Annotated in this window: 15 protein-coding genes; 8 read left to right on the forward strand and 7 right to left on the reverse strand. The window is 56.6% G+C overall.

Annotated features, from left to right (window positions below; all coding sequences use genetic code 11):
- The first annotated feature begins 207 nt into the window (after positions 1-207).
- Both ACFO1S_RS06810 and ACFO1S_RS06815 read left to right on the forward strand, forming a co-directional pair.
- Entirely contained in the window at positions 208-1,395 is a 1,188-nt protein-coding gene (locus tag ACFO1S_RS06810) for a pectin acetylesterase-family hydrolase (RefSeq protein ID WP_378126482.1), read from the forward strand.
- A gap of 152 nt (positions 1,396-1,547) precedes the next feature.
- Positions 1,548-3,059 carry a methyl-accepting chemotaxis protein gene (locus ACFO1S_RS06815; protein WP_378126488.1) on the forward strand — a complete coding sequence of 504 codons (1,512 nt, stop codon included), beginning with the start codon at positions 1,548-1,550 and terminating at the stop codon, positions 3,057-3,059.
- A gap of 184 nt (positions 3,060-3,243) precedes the next feature.
- On the opposite strand, the gene ACFO1S_RS06820 is transcribed toward ACFO1S_RS06815, so the two are convergent.
- From ACFO1S_RS06820 to ACFO1S_RS06830, 3 genes are all read right to left on the reverse strand, one after another.
- The gene (locus tag ACFO1S_RS06820) at positions 3,244-3,891 is read right to left on the reverse strand and encodes a transcriptional regulator (protein ID WP_204606366.1); all 648 of its coding nucleotides are present in this window, start codon (positions 3,889-3,891) and stop codon (positions 3,244-3,246) included.
- A gap of 560 nt (positions 3,892-4,451) precedes the next feature.
- Positions 4,452-6,290 (reverse strand): hypothetical protein, encoded by a 1,839-nt coding sequence (locus ACFO1S_RS06825; protein WP_204606365.1) that lies wholly within the window; start codon positions 6,288-6,290, stop codon positions 4,452-4,454.
- Positions 6,291-6,292: 2 nt separating this feature from the next.
- Entirely contained in the window at positions 6,293-6,679 is a 387-nt protein-coding gene (locus tag ACFO1S_RS06830; RefSeq protein WP_204606369.1) for a DUF4280 domain-containing protein, read from the reverse strand.
- A 221-nt stretch (positions 6,680-6,900) separates the two neighbouring features.
- On the opposite strand from ACFO1S_RS06830, the gene ACFO1S_RS06835 reads away from it, so the two are divergent.
- The 4 genes from ACFO1S_RS06835 to ACFO1S_RS06850 all read left to right on the forward strand — a co-directional run bounded on the left by ACFO1S_RS06835 (position 6,901) and on the right by ACFO1S_RS06850 (position 14,627).
- The gene (locus tag ACFO1S_RS06835) at positions 6,901-9,648 is read left to right on the forward strand and encodes a HAMP domain-containing protein (RefSeq protein ID WP_204606364.1); all 2,748 of its coding nucleotides are present in this window, start codon (positions 6,901-6,903) and stop codon (positions 9,646-9,648) included.
- A 27-nt stretch (positions 9,649-9,675) separates the two neighbouring features.
- Entirely contained in the window at positions 9,676-10,173 is a 498-nt protein-coding gene (locus ACFO1S_RS06840; RefSeq protein ID WP_204606363.1) for a GNAT family N-acetyltransferase, read from the forward strand.
- A gap of 35 nt (positions 10,174-10,208) precedes the next feature.
- Complete coding sequence (locus tag ACFO1S_RS06845) at positions 10,209-13,256, forward strand: HEAT repeat domain-containing protein (RefSeq protein ID WP_204606362.1); 3,048 nt, start codon at positions 10,209-10,211, stop codon at positions 13,254-13,256.
- A gap of 114 nt (positions 13,257-13,370) precedes the next feature.
- Positions 13,371-14,627 (forward strand): RluA family pseudouridine synthase, encoded by a 1,257-nt coding sequence (locus tag ACFO1S_RS06850; protein WP_378126484.1) that lies wholly within the window; start codon positions 13,371-13,373, stop codon positions 14,625-14,627.
- 101 nt (positions 14,628-14,728) lie between these two features.
- Here ACFO1S_RS06850 and ACFO1S_RS06855 read toward each other — a convergent pair whose 3' ends face one another.
- From ACFO1S_RS06855 to ACFO1S_RS06870, 4 genes are all read right to left on the reverse strand, one after another.
- Positions 14,729-15,970 carry a hypothetical protein gene (locus ACFO1S_RS06855; RefSeq protein ID WP_204606361.1) on the reverse strand — a complete coding sequence of 414 codons (1,242 nt, stop codon included), beginning with the start codon at positions 15,968-15,970 and terminating at the stop codon, positions 14,729-14,731.
- Positions 15,960-17,141 (reverse strand): glycosyltransferase family 4 protein, encoded by a 1,182-nt coding sequence (locus tag ACFO1S_RS06860; protein WP_204606360.1) that lies wholly within the window; start codon positions 17,139-17,141, stop codon positions 15,960-15,962. The genes ACFO1S_RS06855 and ACFO1S_RS06860 overlap by 11 nt, the downstream gene beginning before the upstream one ends.
- Positions 17,138-18,181, reverse strand: coding sequence for a nucleotidyltransferase family protein (locus ACFO1S_RS06865; RefSeq protein WP_204606359.1), 1,044 nt, complete (start codon positions 18,179-18,181; stop codon positions 17,138-17,140). Before ACFO1S_RS06865 ends, ACFO1S_RS06860 begins: the two co-directional genes overlap by 4 nt.
- Before the next feature lie 330 nt (positions 18,182-18,511).
- Positions 18,512-18,676, reverse strand: coding sequence for a DUF1328 domain-containing protein (locus tag ACFO1S_RS06870; RefSeq protein ID WP_204606358.1), 165 nt, complete (start codon positions 18,674-18,676; stop codon positions 18,512-18,514).
- 185 nt (positions 18,677-18,861) lie between these two features.
- Here ACFO1S_RS06870 and ACFO1S_RS06875 point away from each other — a divergent pair, with 185 nt between their 5' ends.
- Together ACFO1S_RS06875 and ACFO1S_RS06880 are read left to right on the forward strand one after the other, a co-directional pair.
- On the forward strand, positions 18,862-19,341 hold the full coding sequence (locus ACFO1S_RS06875) for a DUF948 domain-containing protein (RefSeq protein WP_204606357.1): 480 nt from the start codon (positions 18,862-18,864) through the stop codon (positions 19,339-19,341).
- The gene (locus ACFO1S_RS06880) at positions 19,342-19,824 is read left to right on the forward strand and encodes a hypothetical protein (protein WP_204606356.1); all 483 of its coding nucleotides are present in this window, start codon (positions 19,342-19,344) and stop codon (positions 19,822-19,824) included.
- Positions 19,825-19,991 lie beyond the last annotated feature (167 nt).

Consider the following 19,991-nt stretch of genomic DNA (forward strand, 5'->3'; position numbering starts at 1 on the left):
TGATGGGTTTTTGGGGCAATGACCCCGTGCGCAACCCTATCTTACCGAGGCACTCTTTTTTATTCAAACTCCAAATTATTCGTTCTACAGGAATTCTAACTTTAAGTCCACGATTCATTCGTGGGCTTTTATTATTTCGCTAAAAAAAGCGGCAATTCCACAGAAGTATGGAATTTTTCTCTGTATAATAAAGCAGAGGTGAGTTATATGGGTGAAATTGGAAAGTCATTAAAAGTTTCTGCGGCCGCGTTGGCAGGGATCGTTATTCTGGGCTTGGTTGTTGTTTATTCTCTGGACCTCAAGCGACCGCCCCGGATCGAAGAAGCATCGGAAACCAATTCGTACAGATGGTACAGAGAGGACTTAGGAGAACAGGCACGCTCCAGCGACGGCTCAGACTTTCATTTGTTGATCAAAAAAGGAGACAGCAACAACTGGATCGTGTTTTTTTCGGGCGGAGGCGCCAGTTGGGATGAAAGCAGCGCGGCGCAACCGATAAAAATCATGAATTTTTTGACGGGTAAGCCGACGGGCAACTATTTTGCAAACATCCCTATTTATTTGAAGGCTATATTGCAGGGGATGACGGACAATCACAAGGCAGACAATCCTTTCAAAGATTGGAACATCGTATATATACCTTATTCCACCGGCGATTTGCATATCGGTAACCGCGTTGCCGAGTATGTAAAAGATGACGGCAGCCGATTCATCATGCGCTATAACGGAAGGAACAATGTTCGCCAAAGCCTGGAATGGATTTATGCGAATGTGGACAGCCCAGACAAGCTGTTGATTGCCGGAGAAAGCGCGGGAGGATTCGGATCCGCGTTCTGGGCGGGGGAAATTGCCAACCGCTATCCCCATGCGCAAATCTATCAATATTCGGACAGTGCTTTCTTGTATAGCGAGAAATGGCCGAATATCGTGAATAAAGAGTGGCAAGCGGAATTCGAAAGCACCTTCGGCTATCCGGTTAAGGAGGACCTGATCGGGGCCGCATTCGAGGGCAACGGCAGCAGAATGCCGTCGCGCACGGTGTTTCTGCAGTCCTATTCACTGTATGATGAAGTTCTTATTACCTTTCAGAATGCCATTAACGATAGTGATAGCCCCATTGACGCTCAGGCTGTCCGGGATTGGTCACGGCAACTGCGCGAATCCGTTGCTTTCCTAGCCGACACCATGCCGAATTACCATTACTTTCTGACGGATTACGGGATGGATATAGAGAAGGGAACCACCGGACATACTTTCGCCACTAGGGATACTTTCTACAAAGCGGAACAGGACGGAATCAAATTGCTAACTTGGCTTGACGATATTATCAATCGCGGACAGAGCTATTCCGTAGGCGAGAGATTTGTGGAAGAACTCCGGGAAGCCAGGGAGTAACCGCCAAGCGGATATCCTGAATCTGGCATTCTCAGCAGATATTTGAGATAATCAAGAATAAACGGTTCTGCGCTGCGGGCGTATGCTGAAGCCGCCGTGTAGGTAACCCAGTGTTGCGTTGTCATCATGATCAATCCAGAGGAGCTGTGGTTATCTTGTATAAGGGATCGAAATCCAATGTGCTGCAAGGTATTCAGGAAGAGTGCCAAAAGCTGAAAATGCGTCTAAGAGACGGGAATGCGGATGAAATGTTAAGTACGGATGGTTTGTCCGGCGCGGCACTGGAAATTTCGCAATGCGTGAATGAGGTACTGGAAGCTCTGCGGCATCGAAGCCGCGAGGCGGAGGTAAAGTTGGATTTAGTATCGCGGGCGATTGAGGTAGGCTTGTGGGATATGAAGGTGGAGGCCGGAGATCCTATCAATCCGCGCAATGCGTTTAACTGGAGCTCGGATTTCCGCCAAATGCTAGGCTTCTATGACGAGAAAGATTTTCCCGACGTGCTCGATAGCTGGGCTTCAAGGCTTCATCCGGAAGACAAGGAGCGCACCTTGCAAGCCTTTGCGGATCATCTGAACGACCATACAGGCACAACGCCGTACAACCTGGAATATCGACTGCTGACCAAAGACCGAGAGTATCGCTGGTTTAAGGCGACGGGCAGCACGAAACGCGATCCGCGAGGTATCCCTCTGCGAGTAATCGGCGCTTTATTCGACATACATAATGAAAAAGAAAAGGCGATAGAACTGGATGCGTTGGTTACACGCTACGATCTTGTAAATCGCGCTTTAATAGAAGCCCCTTGGGATATGACCGTGATTGCCGGAGATCCGGTTAATCCGAATAACGAATTTTGGTGGTCGCCGCAATTCAGGAAAACGTTGGGCTTCCGGGATGAACAGGATTTTCCCAATCTGCTCAGCAGTTGGAGCGACAGATTGCATCCGGAGGACAAGGAGCCCACGCTGCGGGCGTTTGCCGAGCATCTAAACGATTATAGCGGTCAAACTCCGTACGAGGTGGATTATCGACTTTGCTTGAAGAACGGGGAATACCGCTGGTTCCATGCCGGAGGAGAGACCGTCCGTAATGAACGAGGCGTGCCTATCCGGGTGGCCGGAACGATTCGCGATGTGACTTATGAAAGGAACAGGGAAGGGCTTGTTCAGAGCATGACGCAGAGGACGCAACAATTATCCGCCTCCATTACGGAACTGACCAGTGCATTTCATTCAATTACGCTGCAGGCGCAAGAGTTGGCGCTTGCTCAGGAAAATTCCGCCGAAGCGGCAGAGAAAGCGGCGACCAGCGCCGAGGAAACGAAAAACATTTCTGTACTGATAAGGGAAATTGCCGATCAGACGAACCTGCTTGGGCTCAATGCGGCTATTGAAGCGGCACGTGCGGGAGAAGCGGGCAGAGGGTTCGAAGTGGTCGCTCATGAGGTACGTAAACTGGCTGTGAATAGTTCCTCGGCAACCGCGGAAATTGGAAATAGCTTAAATGAGATGAAGCAGCTTATGGAGCAGATTCTGCATCATATTGACAACATGTCGCAATTGACCCAATCTCAAGCTGCGCTTACCGAAGAAGCCAACGCTTCGATGGACGATATTCATCGCATGTCAGACGAATTAGCCTCGCTGGCCATGCAATTTTAATTATACGTACGGCTAAGCCGTTATGGCCTGATTCCCTCGCTTGATTCGGACGGGGTCCAGCAATTAACGGCTTCCGAGCCCGCAAGTTCCGCGTTATTCTTGGTAATCTGTACGAATAAGGACATCCCAGCCGCAGCCAAGGTGAGAGAAGTCGACCAACAACAGTCTTGAACCGCGGGGAAGGCTACGTTCTAAGCTTATAGCTGCGTGCGCGGGCTTGACCGCTGGCGATGTCCAATAGTTGCAGCTTCACCAGGGAATGCAGGATGCGTCTGGCTTGTCGGTCGCTCACTCTCAGATGATGTGCCAGCTCCAAGGGGGCAAAAGGACGCAGAATGCGGCGAGCTAATCGAAGAGTCTCGGCTTCAAGCCAGGATAACGTTGCAGAGACATCCGACGCAATGAATTTGCCAATGAAAGCAAGAATGAGCTGCTGACATTGCTTCGGCTCTTCGACAATCGAAGGATAGGCAATCGGAAGAAGCGTCCACCCGTCCAAGGAGAGCAAGCAGTGGCGTCGACATAAATCCTTAAATCTCCTCACGTCAAGATCCCGGGCATGAGGGCCGTATCCTTGAATCTCGATTCCTCCTTTGGTTTCCCCAGGCATATAGGCAAGGTCCACATAACGATAGCCATTGCCGAAGTCCCGAACCTCCCACTCGGGAAGCAGATGGTGGAAGTTACCCACAGCTGGAAACCACACGGATCGAAGAAATTCGATGGTTCCGTGCCCCAAGCCTTTTTGAAGCAGCTCCCGTCTCCTTGGGTTGCGCTCCTGATTTAGATTGGCAATCATCCATTCCTCGTAATGCTGCTCGAATCGCGACATCCCTTTCACCCTCCGCATGGTAGTTAAAAAGACAAAAGCCGCTCTCCTACAAATCGCATCCCTAATTACCGAAGGGGGATGCTCATCGTAAGGAAGCGGCGTGTTCTTCACGACCTTAACGTAGCTATTATAGCGTATACCCTCTTATCGAACAATCATTCATGGAAAACACAACTGCAAGAGGACTACAGATCCGCTATTTACGGTTTTTCGGGGAATTTTGGCATGTAAGCGGACAGGGAAGACGCTATGCCCTGGTTATCCCCACGAAATTGGAATGACCAGCGCGAATAGCGGCTCCTGTGTCCGCAATCTCGGGATAGACTGGAGATTTTCGCGAATAGCGGCTCCTGTGTCCGTAATCTCGGGATAGATTGGGATTTCCGCGAATAGCGGCTCCTGTGTCCGTAATCTCGGGATAAACTGGAGATTTCCGCGAATAGCGGCTCCTGTGTCCGCAAATTCCGCGAGTGATTACACATGAAATCCGCCGCAAAAGAAAGACCCGAGTGAGGACGCTCGTTACTGCCGGCGTTCTTCTTCCGGGTCGATCGACAATGCTAGATGGCCAGAGGACTTACGCTCAGTCTGACCGGTACGTCCTTGTTGTAGGTAAAGATGTACAGCGCGTCGTTCCATACATACGTCATTTCGTACTTGCCGCCGGCTAACGGAGTCTTAAGCGGCTTGAGCTTGCTCGCTTGAATCGATTTGACCAGCAGCGACAGCACGGTTTTGTTCCAGGTGTTGATTTCCGTAACCGCATAGGCCTCGGGATTGTCCTCGTCCACCTTGAGCTTAAAGGATAGCTGCTGGGCGGCGTACTTGAACAGCAATGTGCCGGGCGGCAATACGGAATCGTCGGGAGTTCCGGGCAAGCCGGGATCATCCGGCAGAACGGCAGGCGCGCCGTCGTCCGTCCCCGGCTCCGAATCTTCCGCAGGCGAGGACAGCACCTTCACGATCGGAGTGTCGGTGGGCGTCGCTCCAGGGCTTGTTTGCTCGCCGCCGGGCTGCTCGGCGCCCGAAGGGCTGTCCCCGTTGCTCTCCGTACCTGCATTGCCCGATTCCGCCGGGGGTTTCGTCTCTCCAGCGTTTCCCGTACCTTCGGGTTTGTCTTCCGCCGCAGCGCCGCCGGTTGCCTCTTCGCCGCCCGATCCGGTTTCCGAAGGCGCAATCTCTTCCTCGACGGGGGCGACATCCGTTGAGGCCGGAGAGGCGTCGGGAGGACCATACAAGCCCTCCAGCTTCGGCTGCGACAGGCTCAGAAAGCCTTGAAGGAACACCTCGCCGCTTCGGAAGTATCCCGTATATACGGGAGCGCCGTCCGCATCCAGAAGCGAACCGATGCCCTCATACTTGTCCGCTTTGAACTTGCCCGTGTACAAGGCGGCACCGTCCGCTCCGAAGGCTTGCCCGTCGCCCTCCCGTTGGCCGCTTACAAAGCCGCCGGTATACAGCGGAATCCCTTGCTCGTTCATGAGCGTTCCGGCGCCGTGATAGCCGCCTAGCAAGAACGCGCCCTTGTACTTCGCGATGCCCGACGGGAAGTATTCCGTGCCTTCGCCCGACAAAGCGCCGCCCATGAATTGTCCCTCGTAATGCGGAGACCCGTCCTTCCGGTAAAGCTTGCCCTGTCCCTCGTATTGGCCGCCGTTAAAGCCGCCCTCGTAGACCAGCTTGCCCTCCGCGTCGTAAAGCTTGCCGGTTCCTTGATAGACGCCCGCCGCGAAGGCTCCCGTATACTGGGGCGCATCCGGGCCAAGAAACAAGGTTCCGGCCCCTTCGTACTTGCCGCCGGCGAATTCTCCCTCGTACAGCCTGGAGCCGTCCGGCTTGAACAGAGTCCCCTTGCCGGCGTACAGGTCATCCGCGAACTCTCCACGATAGAGAAGCGTGCCGTTCTCTTCGTAGAGCTCTCCCTTGCCGGATCTTAAGCCCTGCGCGAAGTCTCCGATGTAGAGCAAGGAGCCGTCGGGCGCATACTGCTTGCCCGCTCCGGTAAATTGGCCATTCTCCAGCGGGCCTTGGTAGATGAGGTTCCCGGCTTCGTCGACGATCTTCGCTTGACCGGTGAAGCCCTTGGCAAGAGCGGCGGAGGCTTCGATCTTCGGCGTGCGCGCGAACCACTTGTCTACGAACTTCGGAGGCTTGATGAAGCCGAAGTAGACGATGATGAGCGTCAGCAGCAGAAGAATGACAAATAGCTTCTTCGCAATGTAGAAGGAGCCGAATTTCCAGTAATTTTCTAATGAACGGAGCTTTCCGCCCATAATGCTTCTCATCCACTTGACGAGCCAGCGGACAAGCAGCTTGGGAAGGGCTTTGGCTCTCTTGAGCGGCATGATGACCGCTCGCTTGAACGGTTGGATAAACGGCTTTAATATCGCTTCAATCATAATTAGGGCACCTGTATCGTCATTTGTCCTGGATTTGAAATCTGAATGACTCCGCCAAAGTTGCACATGCACTTGGAGGCGTTATTCAACGCCGGCATATTCGCCACGAGCACGGTCGGAGATCCGGGGACCCAGGGCGCAGCGACTACAGGCGTGCAAGGCATCGGCGTAAGAGCGCCAAAAGCGGCGGCCGTCGCAGAGGCGACAGCGGGGTTAGCCATGGAGTTGCACATGCCAAAAGGCATAATATTGACGAACGGCTTGTTGTCCATGATGTTGGCAATCGGCATAGCGGTCATCGTCCGGTTGGCCGGAAGCACGTTCAACGTGGCCGGCGCCGCGCCGAAGGAGCATTGCAGCATGGCACCGCCGCATACGAGCTGACCCATCAGGCTTTCCTCCAAAGGCGCATGGCGCCTCGTAATCGATTCTCTGAAATCCGTTACGTTACTATCTATTTCCATACTACAACATAAGCCGTAAATTGTCATTTGAATCGGAAAAAGGGTGTAAAATGTCGGGGTTTTATAGTACGATGGAAAACATAGGATAGCAGTCGGACCTAGGCATCGCGCGGGCGTGCCAAAAAAGAAAGAGACGGGAAAACAAGATGAAAAAGCTTGCGGTAGTTGTACTTCTGATCGCTCTTGCGGTGACGGGTCTATCGGCCTATCGAATTCAGGAAAACGGCGGCTTCGCAGCGGGGCCGTGGAAGCGGGAGGTGGCCCTGGACAATCTGTCCCGGGCGGCGGAAGCATCGGCATCCTCGCTGGTTGTGATCGCGCGTTCGAAGCAGGAGCTGCTGCGGCTCACTCCGTCCGGTCAGGCGGAAGCGGAGATCAGACATGCCAACGGCGGCAGCGACTCCAGAAGAGATTTTACCGAAGTGGTGGTCGATGCAAGCAATCGAACGATTGCGCTGGATACGGTGCTCGACTCCTACGGCTTAATTGTTCAGAGCGAGCAGATTGTTCGATACGACGAGAAGGGCGCTTCGCCGGAGGTGCTTTATGAATGGCTGGGCAACGGAACGGGCAAGAGGGTCGGCCAGCTAAAAGGACTGCAAATAAAGGACGGCAGCCTGTACTTTTTTATAGCCAACTCGGACAAGGTGACGCTGATGCGCCTGCCTCTTGCGGGAGGACAGCCTGAGGAGGCGTTCGCCTTCGCGCTGCCCAAGGACCGTTACTTGTCGGAAATTAGGGGAACCGAGCCGGGACAAATCTACTATACGACCAAACGCGGAGCTATTTTTCAGGTGACGCCGGACGGTTCGAGCAAGATGATGTATCCAATGGGGAGCATGGACCGCACCCGCAAGAACTTCCCCGAAAGGTTGTCCATCACGGAGGACGGCCGACTGATGTTCATCGATCGGCTGCTGAATTCCGTGACGGTCATGGAGCCGGGACAGAAATACTTGAACGTGCTGCTCGGCGAAGCCTCGATCGCCCAAGCGGCCCCGGACGCCGAAAGCCATGAGATCATGGATGTCGTTCCGAAGAGCGGCGGCGGCTATGCGGTCGTGCTGAACGATCGCGTTCTGCTGTACGATCAGAGCAACCGCGTTGCAGGCGTGCTTACGAAAGCAAGCCATTCAGGCTCGTCGCTCAAGGCGGGCTGGTTGATGTGGGGAATCGCCGCGGCGGGCGTGGCACTGCTGCTCTATTCCCTGTGGCTCGCTTACGTGCATCTGATGAGGCGCAAATTTTCCCTCTTCTTCAAGCAGCTTATCGTCACCGTTCCCGTCATCGTTGCGGGCATGCTCCTCTTGTCCAATTTCATCTACAACAGCTTTTCCGCAAGAATGGAAGAGGAGATGCAGAGGGAGCTGGCGCTGCTCGCGCGCAACGGGCAGCAGTTGATCGATGGAGACCGCCTAGAGAAGCTGAGCTCTCCCGAAGATTACCGCAACGCGGATTACGAGAGCATTCGCGAGAAAATGAGCTTTCTGTTCGAGGGCGAGCAGTCCGCCGAACGCCAGGGCTTATACGGCACGCTGTACAAATACGACCAGGGCGAGCTTTACATCCTGATGGACGACGACGACGGCGTCAATATGTTCAAGCCGTTCGGCAAAAATGAAGACAACGAATCGGTGCGCATGAGCGGAACCGTTCGAACCGGCCAATGGGAGGATGCGAACGGCAAGTGGCTCTATGCCATCGGCCCCGTGTACAACAGCCAGCGCGAGGTCGTCGGTATCTACGAGACCGGCCGGGACCTGAGCGTGCTTAATCAGGCGAACCAGAAAATCTATCAAAGCATCCTGCAGAACATCGCGATTATTACCGCTGTCCTGCTGGCCGTCATTCTGGCCGGGACCTTCCTGATGCTGTCCACGGTTCGCAAGCTGCGCCGCAGCGTCATGGCGATGGCCGACGGAAACTGGGACGTCGAGGTACGGGTCAGGAGCCGGGACGAGGTCGGGGATCTGGGCGAGCAATTCAACCGGATGGCGCGTTATATCCGTCAATACATTTCCGACATTACGAGCTTCTCGGAGGCTTCTTACCGCTTCGTGCCGCAGCAATTTTTCAAGTCTCTCGGCAAGAAGGGGATACTCGATATTCATCTTGGGGATCAGGTTCAGAAAAGCATGTCCGTGATGATCGCCAACCTGCGCGATTTCCGCAAGCTGTCGCAGACGTTGACCCCGATGGAGAACTTTAACTTCATGAACTCCTTCCTGCGCAGATTCGGGCCGCTCGTTCGCAAGGAGGACGGGCTGATCAGCAAATATCTGGGCGCCGGATTTATGGCATTGTTCCCGGGCTATACGGAAGAGGCGTTAAGAGCGGCAATCGCCATTCGTCAGGAGTTGGTCGAATATAACGCGGATCGCAAGCAGTCCGGCTACGTTCCCGTAGATGTGGGCATAGCGATACACCGAGGCCCGCTCATGATGGGAATTATCGGCGAAGAGCGGCGGTGGGAGGGGAATGTCATCTCCGACGACATTCACTTGACCACTACGCTTGAGAAGCTGTCCGAGGAGCTGGGGGCATCCGTTCTTGTCACCCGGGATTTCTTCGAGCTGTTGAGGGATCCGGAGCGCTTCCGCCATCGTTCGCTGGGACGGATAACGCCCGAGGGACAGGGAGAAGCGATTGAGCTGATCGATGTCTACGACGGAGACCCCGAGCCTCTGCGGCAAGCCAAGGATCGCACGAAAGCGTTGTTCGAGCGCGGGCTCCAGCTTTGTCAGGAAGGACGTTTCTACGATGCCCGGGAAACCTTCGTCGAGGTTATCAAGCAGAACCGTCTGGACAAGGCGGCCAAGCTTTATTTCTATCTCTGCGACGAATATTACCAGAAGGGCACTTCTTCCGGATGGAACGGCACGTTGGCCGTATAAGCCAACCAGGCTAGAGGGGGCAACGCGATGATTACCCATACATACAGCATTCAACGGCTCGCTTCGGAAGAGACGGCCGCCCGAATCGTCGATTTTTTCTTTTCCTCCAATTCGTTCGACGATACTAGATATACGCCCGGCGAGGAGGAGCAGTTGAAGACCTTGCCCTACAGAGCGCTCTCGGGCGAGGTTGTCTTCTGGTATGCGACGAGCGAGGAAGGCGAGATTATCGGGGCGAGCTGCGCGGCCGAGAACGACCAGAAGACGGGCGGCTACAGCTGGGATTACGTTGTGGTGCATCGCCAATATCGCGGTTGGGGAATCGCGGCCAATCTGCTAAGCCACATGATCGAATACTTGCGTCATGCCTCGGCTCGTTACTTGATCACTTATACGTGCAGCCTTCCGGAATATCAGACGGTGCGTCGATTGTTCGACCGGAACGGCTTTCAGCTCATCGGCCAATGTCCCGACTATTATTTTGAAGGAGAAGATCGGCTAATATACTGGCGCAAAATCTCCTAAACTCAAATTCATGCGCAGAAAGAAAGAGAGAAATCATGATTGCACAACAATGGTTCCGCCGTCTGGGCATTAAAACGGAAGACCGGCACAAGCTGTGGCTGATGGTGCCGGTCTTTCTGCTGTGCGGAATCGCCGAGACGCTGAACTATAACGGATTCATGACCCTGTTTAACCAACGATTCGGCAGCTCCAATCTGCCCTATGTCTATGTGGCGGAAGCCATCATTCTCCCCTTGGAAGCCTGGTTTATGACATGGCTTGCAGGCAGATTGTCCAAGCCCGGGTTAATGAAGGCCATGTACTATTTAATGATCGGAATCGTCGCGGTTAACGCCGTCGTGCTTCTGGGGATGAGAATGTCCGGGGAGGATTTCCGCTTCTACTATCCTTTCCTGTTTCTTTCCTCCAGCTTTGTCGTACGCCAGCAAACGATTCTGCTGTGGAGCTTGGCCGTCGATCTGTGCCCGACGCAGCAAGCGAAGCGTCTGATGCCTTTTTTCGTGGCTTCGGCGACGCTTGGCGGGGTAGCGGGCGGTCTGATAACGCAAGTGGCGAGCCCTACGTTGGGACCGGACATCGTGTACGTCCTGGGGCCGCTATTTCTACTGGCTGCACTTTATAATTATCGTAAAGCGATCGCGGACTATCTGGTGCCTCTGGCGCTCAGAACCGGCGGAGGGAACGAGCCCGAGGCCGACGCGTTGTCGTCTCTGGATTATTTCCGAAGGACGCTGCGCTCTCCGTTCCTGCTGAGCGTTCTCGGCTTGATGACGATCATGCCCGCGCTGTACTTTCTCATGGAGTTCCTATTCCTGAATACTGCGCATGGCGCATATCCGAACGAAGCCGATTTCGGTAAAATGTTCGGCATCGTGACGACGCTGCTGTTCGCGTTGGCTTTCTTGCTGCAGCTGGTCTCCGGGCGATTAATGGCGTGGCTGGGAGCAAGCGGCATGCTGATCGGGATCTCCGGCGTATACGGGATATCCTTCGTCGCGGCTTGGGCTCTGCTTGGCTCGCCGATCGCGCTGGCTGCGGTGTCGGGCGGATACATGCTGACCTATCTTCTTATCTATTATTCGGCTGAACCGTCTTACCAGTTATTTTATAAGATTTTGCCGCTGCGGCAGCGCGACGGATTCCGCTTCGTCGCGCAGGGCGTAGCTACGTTCATGGGCATTCTGCTCGGCGCCGGGCTGCAATTCCTGCATACCGGATTCGGCTGGAGCTTCGGCGCATTGGCTGCCCTCGGCGCGATCGGCGCGGCGGGCTTGGTCGCCCTGTCCTGGGGCGTCCGTCAGCTGTACCTCAAGGAACTCGTTCGCAGCTTGCAATCGGCGGACTTCACGGAGGACAGGGAGCTTGCGGAAGCCTATCAGGAGTTCTACCGCAATTCCCGCACGATGGGCGCCGTGCTCGCCATGCTGCGTCACGAAAGCGAGGAAGCAAGGGAAGTGGCGCTGAACATTCTCGGCCGCGCCAAGGAGCCGCGGTACTTGCCTCAGCTTCTTTCCGCGATAGAGGATGACAGCCCGAAGGTGAAAATTGCGGCGCTGAGAGCCATCGACCTGTCGGAGGCGAGTCTTGAGGATATGGCGAAGATTGCGACCTTGCTGGAGGACCCGGAGCCGGACGTCCGCAAGGAGGTTGTAAGGAAGCTGGCCCAGATGAAGCATCTGTCGGCACAAGCTTTTTTCTTCTTGCGCATGAAGCTGCTTGATCGTTCGCCAATGGTAGTGGCCGAAGCGGTCAAGGCGATGTACTTGCTGGAAAGCGCGCAGAGCTATGAAGCCTGCTACGAGGTCATCGAGCATATTCTCAAAGCAGGCGGCGAATCCGCGATATATGTCTGCAGAGTCGTGGCCGAGCTGGAGATGGAGAGATTCGCGCCGGACGTAGAAGCGCTGCTGGAAGATCCGCATCCCGCAGTCCGGGTGGCGGCCACGGCCTGTCTGGGCAAGCTGAAGAGAACGACCGTTATCGCGAGGCTGCTAGACCGACTGCCTGCGGCGGATCAGGAGCTCTATCAGGTGACGACGCAGGCGTTGATCGAGATGGGAGAGGAAGCGTCGGACCTGCTCAAGCAAGGGCTTGGCGAGACTTCTCCCAGAAGCTGGCGCGCTTCCGTGACCGCGTTGGCGCAGCTTCTCCCGGACGAGGAGGTTAGCGGCTGGCTGGCGGAACAGGGGACGGGCAAGCTGGCGGAAATCGCGGTGTCGGCGGCGCTGCCGGAGGCCTATCGCAAGCTGGGGCGGGAGGATCTCGCGGAGCTCGCGAAGCTGCGGCAGAGCGATCTGGAACAGACGATCCGCGCCGGCGTGTGGGCCGTGCTGGAGAGATTGACGGATGAGCAGGTCGTTGCCGCCATACGAAGAGCCCTGGACGACGAGGACGAGGAGACCCGCAGCGGCGGATTGGAGGTGCTGGCGGAGGGAATCGGCGAACGCAAGCTGTCGCAGCGACTGGCCTCCGGCTGGCAGACGGATTCCGAGCGGCTGGCAGGCATGACCGAGGAAGCGGCGCGGGAGGCAGTCGCCCGCTCGGCCGAATGGTCCGACGATTGGTGGCAGGAGATGGCGGAGGAATGGCGGAGAGGGGAGAGAGGAACGGCGATGAAGGAAGAGCAAAGCATGCTTGGCAGATTAAACAAGGTTGTCTTCCTGAAGAAGGTGCCCTTCTTCTCCGACCTGTCGCTTGAGGAATTGGGACTTATTGCGGCGGCGGCGACGGAAGCGACGTTCGAGGACGGCAGCTATCTATTGAAGCGGGGAGAAAAAAACCCGGCGATGTATGTCGTTGTCGAAGGCAATGTGGAGCTGACGAGCATATCAGCGGCAGGCTGGGAAGGAACTTTGGGCGTAATGGGCCCAGGGGAAGTGTGCGGCGCGAATTCGGCGCTGGAAGAAACCCCGTCCTCCGTTACCGTTCAGGCGTTTTTCGGCGACGTTCGCGCCCTTGAGCTGCGGCGCGAGGATGTGACCCGGCTCGTTCGGCTGTATCCGGAGATCGGAATCGGGCTGCTCCGGGCGTCTCTTGCGCGTATACGCTTGCTGGAAGAGATGATGATGAAATTCGATTCGTGAAGTCTTGCGATCAAGGATGGAAGATTGACATTGCTGGGGCCTTCCCGTATATTGGTCGGCAAAGCCTTGTAACGGGAACAGCTGGCAAGAGCGGAATCGGAGGAACGAACAGGCATGAGCGGAGCGGGAAGAAATCGCCAACGCGGCGGTTATAAGCAAAATGGCGGTCAAGAGGGCAATGGTCGGGGAAGATCGGCTGCGGACTCCCGGAGCGGAAGCGGCGGGAGAAGCGGAACGACGAGGCGTCCGGAAGGGCTCAGCGCAGGCGGGCGCCGCAACGAGCGCGCGGCGAAGGCCGAAAGCTATGGCCGCGGAGAACGGAAAGAGCGTCCGGGAGAAGGCCGCGTCCGAGCGGAAGGGTATGCTCAGAGGCAGGGCAAACCGGGCGGCCGGACAGCCGCCCCTGGTAAGCAGCGGCAGACCGGGCCTTCTCCGGCTGCGAAGCGTCCCGCCGTTCAGGGGGGAGGCGGCCAAGGAGGAAGTCGGCAGCCCCTGCTCGGGATGGGACGCATTAAAGGCGAATGGCTGGATATTCGCTTGCCCGAGCATCTGGTCGGGGCTCCGATATCGGTCATCGCCAAGCATTTGCCGCTGCAGCCGAAGCTGATCTCCAAGCTTATGCACGAGCGCGGATGCCTGCTTCAAGGCCCGAGCCTCCGCCTTCATCTGTTCCCGCGCGAAAGCCGGGATTACCCGTCCGACTGGATGGAGCTCAATATTTTGTACGAAGACGAATTTACGCTGGTCGTCAACAAGCCGGCCGGCATCGAGGTTCATCCGAGCGAGAAGGGGCAGCGCAAGACGCTCGCCCATGCGGTCGCCGCCTATTACGAGATGACGGGAAAGGACCTGCGAATCCGCCACGTCCATCGGATCGACAAGGATACGACAGGACCCGTGCTGTACGCCAAGAACGAATTCGCCCATTATCAATATGATAAGGGAATGAGAGAGAAATCGATCGAGCGCATCTATGTGGCGCTGGTCGAAGGCGGCGTGGAAGGGGACCGGGGCAGAATCAACAAGCCGATCGGACAGGACCGGCACCATTCGACCCGCCGACGCGTGAGCGAGACGGGCGATCCGGCCGTAACGCACTTCGAGGTAGCGGAGAGATTTGCAGACCATACCTGGGTTCGCCTTCGTCTGGAGACGGGCCGAACTCATCAGATTCGGGTTCATATGGCGTCGATTAACCATCCGCTTGCGGGCGATGGGCTTTATGGCGGCAAGCGGGGAATCATCTCCCGCCAGGCGCTGCACGGGGAACGCCTGATCTGGCGTCATCCCTGGACCGGTGAGAAGCAGCAGGCTGCCGCGCCGCTGCCGGATGACCTCCTGCAGGCGCTTGAGCGGCTGCGCCGGGAGTGAAGCCCTCCGGCAGCTCTGCCGATGGGCTTCTCAAGAGCAACAACAAGTAACGGCTGTGCCGCGCTCCGATCCAGAGCGTTACACAGCCGTTTTTTTATGCGTTATTTCCGCGAGCACAGCGCTTCGGTCATCAGGTAGGAAATCGCCGCTTCCGCGCCGCAGTTGATATTCGGCCCGTAGGGGGTGAGACCGTCGCAGCAGCTTCCGTCCGCCGGATCGACCATCGGCGCGCGCAAGTCGTTCGCGCCATAGAACCAGTCGCGACACAAGCCGCTCAAGGCCCGATAATGTCCGAGCTGCTCGTCGCCAAGCCGGAAGCCGTCGCTCCCGAGAGTCGTTCGGCCCAGTACGCCTCCGCCCCTCTCCGTATGCAGCGAGCCTGCTCCGCCGGCCCTTGCGCTGCCGACGAGGCGGTCGCTTTGCTCCTGTCGAGCGAGCTTGCTCGCGAGGGCAGCCTCTTCCAGAGCCAGCGCGAGCTTGAACAGCTCCAGCGGCTGCTGATCCCAGCGGCTGCTGGCTTCGGAATCGCTGCTGCACCAGCCGTCGTTGCCGATCGGCCGGAGCCAGCCTTCCTCGGCCGTCATCGCCTCGATCAGGAAGGAGAGGCTTTCGATTCCCGTTCGGTACGTCTCCGAGCGGCGCGTAAACCGATAAGCCCGAAGCATGGCCCAGGGCAATACGCCGTTGCTATAGGTCAGCGCGGGCTCGAACCAGCGCCATTGCGGGTCGGAGAAATCGCGGAACGCGCCGCAAAGCTGCGACTCCAATCGAATCAGCTGGTGATGCAGCTCGCTCTTCACATCCAGCGGAAGATCAAGCCGATCCTCTCCATCCGCCTGCAGCACATGAGCGCAAGCAGCCATCGCGAAGGCTTGACCCCGCAGCGAGTCGATCCGGCTGAACGTCGGCAGCGTTCGCTCGAAAACGACCCTGGCCGTCTCCCGGTGAGAATCCCTCAGCCTTATCCAGGCATCGGCGCAAGCCCAGATGGAGCGGCCCTGGCAATCGTGGGAAACCTCCTCCGGCTCCAGCGTGCGATCGTAGGCGAAATTGTTCAGGAACCAGCCGTCATCCTCCTGGGCCCACAGCATGAACGCCAAGTAGATATCGGCCAATCGCGTCAGCTCATCGCGGGTATCCGAGGCGATAGTCGCGTCATTGAACGACAGCCATTCCGTGGCCGTCCATAACGCTCTGGCATTGTCGTCGGTCGTATAGCCCTCCCGTCTGCGGGGGATCCGCCCGAGCGCATGCTCGATTAATCCGGTATCGTCCGTCATGCGGCGCAAATGGGCGAAGGAAGGATGCGCCGCCGGGCGGAAATGGCTGCTTTCAGACAACATCCGCAATTTTATTCCTTTGCTGCGTAATCACTTGCTGGAACAGCCGCAGATGCTGCGCCCCCACATGCGGCCAGTGCATACTTCGCCCAATATCGGAAATGACGCTTTCCCAATTTCCCAGCATCCCGGGATAAGTAAATACTTCGATCAGCTTGGCGCTCCAAGCGTCAACGTCGCCGAACGGCAGCAGCATTTCCTCGTAGCCCTGGACCAGATCCTTGGCGTAGACGTAAGGCGTCGAGAGGATCGGCCTGCCCAATCCGGCCGCATAAGCCAGCGTTCCGCTCGTAATCTGGCTCATCCCCGGATATGGCGTCACGTACAGATCGCACGCGGAGATCAACGCCACGAGCTGATCCTCCGGCACGTAGCGATCGATCCATTGCACATGGTGCTCCAATCCGTATTCGGCGATCAAGGCCTTCAACTCGTCGCGGTAGGCTTCGCCCTCATGCTTGCGGACTTCCGGATGGGTCTGTCCGGCGATCACATAGAGCAGCTCCGGTACGGCATGGACGGCGGAAGCCAGCGCCTCCAGCACCAGCTCAATGCCTTTGCTGCGTCCGAGCAGCCCGAAGGTGAACAGCACCTTGCGATTCTCCCATCCCGCGCTGCTGCGCACCTTAAGGCGATCCGCTTTGTTCGGTACAGGCGTGCCGTGGGGGATAAACGTTATTTTCTCAAGCGGAACCTCGAAATTGTCATGCAGATATCCAATGCCTTTACGGTTCATTACGAGGAGATGGTCGCTCCAGCGGGCTATCTCCTTCTGCACGTCGGAATACGGCGTCGCCGGCTGCTCGAACACGGTATGGAAGGTCGTAACGACGGGCTTCTTCACCCGGTGAAGAAATTCAAGCAGATAAGAGCCGGCCTCCCCGCCGAAAATGCCGAACTCATGCTGCAAGGAGACCATATCCACCGAGCTTTGATTGATGAAATCGGCCGCTTTGCGATAATCCTCCTTTTCCTGCTTAAGCAGCGGAAGCATCCACGGCTCGCGGTAATCGGCCTGTTCGTCCTCATTACACATCGTAATGACCGGGTCGGAGGAACGATGGCCTTTGGCATGCGAGACGGCTTCCCGCAGGTGATGGGTGTAAGTGGCCAGTCCGCATTTTTTAGGAATATAAGTGCTCATAAAAGCGATTTGCGGTAAACGTGAGTTCATTTGCGTTGCACCTCCAGATTGCGATTGCATACGGCTTCGTGAAGAATGTGAGGACCGACCTGCATGGCCGTTCCGAAAATGCATTCGTTCAGCTGCGCGCCCGCGCGAATTTTGCATCGATCCCAGAGGATCGAATTGGCGAGGCGCACCTGGCTTCCGATCCGGCTGCCCTTGCCGATGACCGCATAAGGGCCGATAATGGCGCGGTCGCCAATGGTGACGTTGTCCCCGATCATGACGGGAGGCACGAACAGGACGCCCTGGCCGACACGAACGTTCTCTCCGAGCCAGATGCTCTTGTCGTCCATTTCCTTGCCGTCGATGCGGGCGGGAAAACGGCGATCGAGCAAATCCCAGTGGAGCTGGCGATATCGCTCCTTGGTTCCCATGTCCATCCAATAGCCGCCGATCGGGTGGCCGTATACCCCGCTCTGATTGTCGATCAATAACGGGAAGGTTTCCTTTTCTATGGATACGACTCTGCCTGCGGGCACGAAGTCGAGCGCTCTCCGCTCCATAATGTAGATGCCGGCGTTGATCCGATTCGAAGGAGCTTCCTCTCGCCGGGGCTTCTCGATAAAACGCCTGATTTGACCGTCGTCCGCTTGTTCGACAACGCCGTAGTGCGAGGGATCCTCCACTTCCGTGAGACAGATGGTCGCCGCTCCGCCGTGATGACTGTGGAAGCGAAGCGCCGAAGCGAGATCGACCTGATGGATAATGTCCGCGTTCACGACGATGAAGCGATCGCTTAGGAGCGGCTCCGCGTGCTTGATCGCGCCGGCCGTGCCCAGCAGCTCCTTCTCGACCGAATATTCGATGCGCACTCCGAACCTGGAGCCGTCGCCGAGATGACCTTCGATCAGCTCCCGGTAATGCTTTACGGCAATCACGAATTCATCTACGCCCTGTTCCTTGTAGTGCAGGAGAAGATGCTCCAGCCAAGGACGGTTGCCCACCAGGGCCATCGGCTTCGGAAGATGCTCCGTTAAGGGACGAAGTCTGGTTCCCAAGCCGCCGGCGAGAAATAAGGCTTTCACGATAGGATCAACCTCCGTTTGATTGATGTGCTTCCCGCAAGGCCAACTGTCTACCTTTAACGCAATTGCCGATGTTTCAATCACCCCCGTAAAAATAAAAGACGCTCCCCAAATCGCGCAAGCGTAGGGAAGCGTCTGTATCGATTAGATAATGGTTTCAGGAAGTAAGCGGCAATGTTTAGGTGTTCGCGAGTTGCGCTTTACCCCAATCGGCAAGGCCGGGCTCAAGGTGGTGGCGGTGTGTGTGCCATAGCCTACTTTACCTGAAAAAGGAACTAACTGCAACCATTATCCAGCTTGCTTGTCCAGCCCTAGGCTGCCGATAGACACCTAGACTCTTCCTCGTCTTCCCGTTAACAGGGAAATGATGAACAGGATCAGGAATACGAAGAAGAGGATTTTGGCGATCCCTGCCGCTGCGCTTACGATCCCCCCGAAGCCGAATATGGCGGCCACGATGGCCACGATCAGAAATATTAACGCCCACTGTAACATAGTAACGCCTCCTTTGGACCGGAGAGCCGCCGTCAGCCGCAAGCGGTGTCGGACGGCATCCCGTGATAGTGCTAGCTTACCCCGGGTTTTCGCGGATGAATCTTGTCGATGCAAGTGTTTCGCCTCACCAGGATCGAGGGTAACGTAATCTTACATAACGAAGCGTTATGGGAGGAGGACGAACCTTGGACAACAATGAAATCATGGCATGGAGCGTCGCCGTTGCGGCGTTGGCATTCGTCGTCCTGTGCGGATTTCTGATTTCCTTGCTTAGAACGGCACAGCGCTCGCTAATCACCGCGCAGTCGGCGCTGCAGGAAGTCAAGCAAACGGTAGAGGGCTTGCAGGGCGAGGTTCAGAAGCTGGCGGGCAGCGTGAACGAAGTGGCTTCCAACGTGAAGGGCAAGCTTCAGTCCACGGACCCGCTGTTCGATGCGGTACAGGATGTCGGGATCATGCTGAGCGAAGTGACGGGGACAGCCCGGGAAGCGGCAAGGACGCTGACGAACTCGATTCGCAAGCAGGCGGCAGCCTCGGAAAGAGGCTATGAAACGCCCAATTGGCTGCGTTGGGCGGCGCTGGGCTCCCGTCTGGCGGCGAGCTTCAGAAATGGACGCGAGCGAGAGGAGCGATCGGCGCATTCCGACATGAAGGAGAGGATATAGATGATCATTTCATGGTTGCTATTGCTATCTTCTATTGTACACGGAGGTCCGCCTCCTTCGTCGGCAGCTCCGGCGGTTCTTCTGCATGCCGAAGCGCTGCAGCGCCCCTGGCAGCTGGAAGGCGTCGGACTGGGCGACACGGGAGCCCAGGTCGAATCGATGTGGGGCAAGCCAAGCTCGGTCGCGTCCGACGAATGGCAGCAGGATTGCGAAACGTGGAGCTACAAGACGGGGAAAAACGTCGGTCTGTGCGGCGGACAGGTTTCCTTCGTGCAAGTGACCGCGGCCGCCAGAAAGGCGAATCTTGACGGGAAAGAGGTCGCGATGGCGGGAACTGAGCTGAGACAGGCGCTCGGGAAGCCGGAATTCGAGGCCGAGGACGGCTGGGGAGTGGTCAAAGGCGCCGAGGCGCTTAAGGTGTTTGTGGATGAACGGGGAAGGCTCGTTTCCCTCGATCTATTTCACGACCCGTGCAACGTATAAACGTGCTGACAAACTTAATGTTTCGATAGAGAGCAAAGCGTGTAATAAAAAGCAGACAAGAGAGGTCAAAAGTCCAGCGGTATGATGTCAAGTCCCTGAATTGAGCGATTTGGAAATTTTCTTGAGCAGAAAGCGTGCGAGTCAGGGAAAAAGGGCGCATCAAACCA

Source organism: Cohnella boryungensis, assembly GCF_042651945.1.
GTDB lineage: Bacteria > Bacillota > Bacilli > Paenibacillales > Paenibacillaceae > Cohnella > Cohnella boryungensis.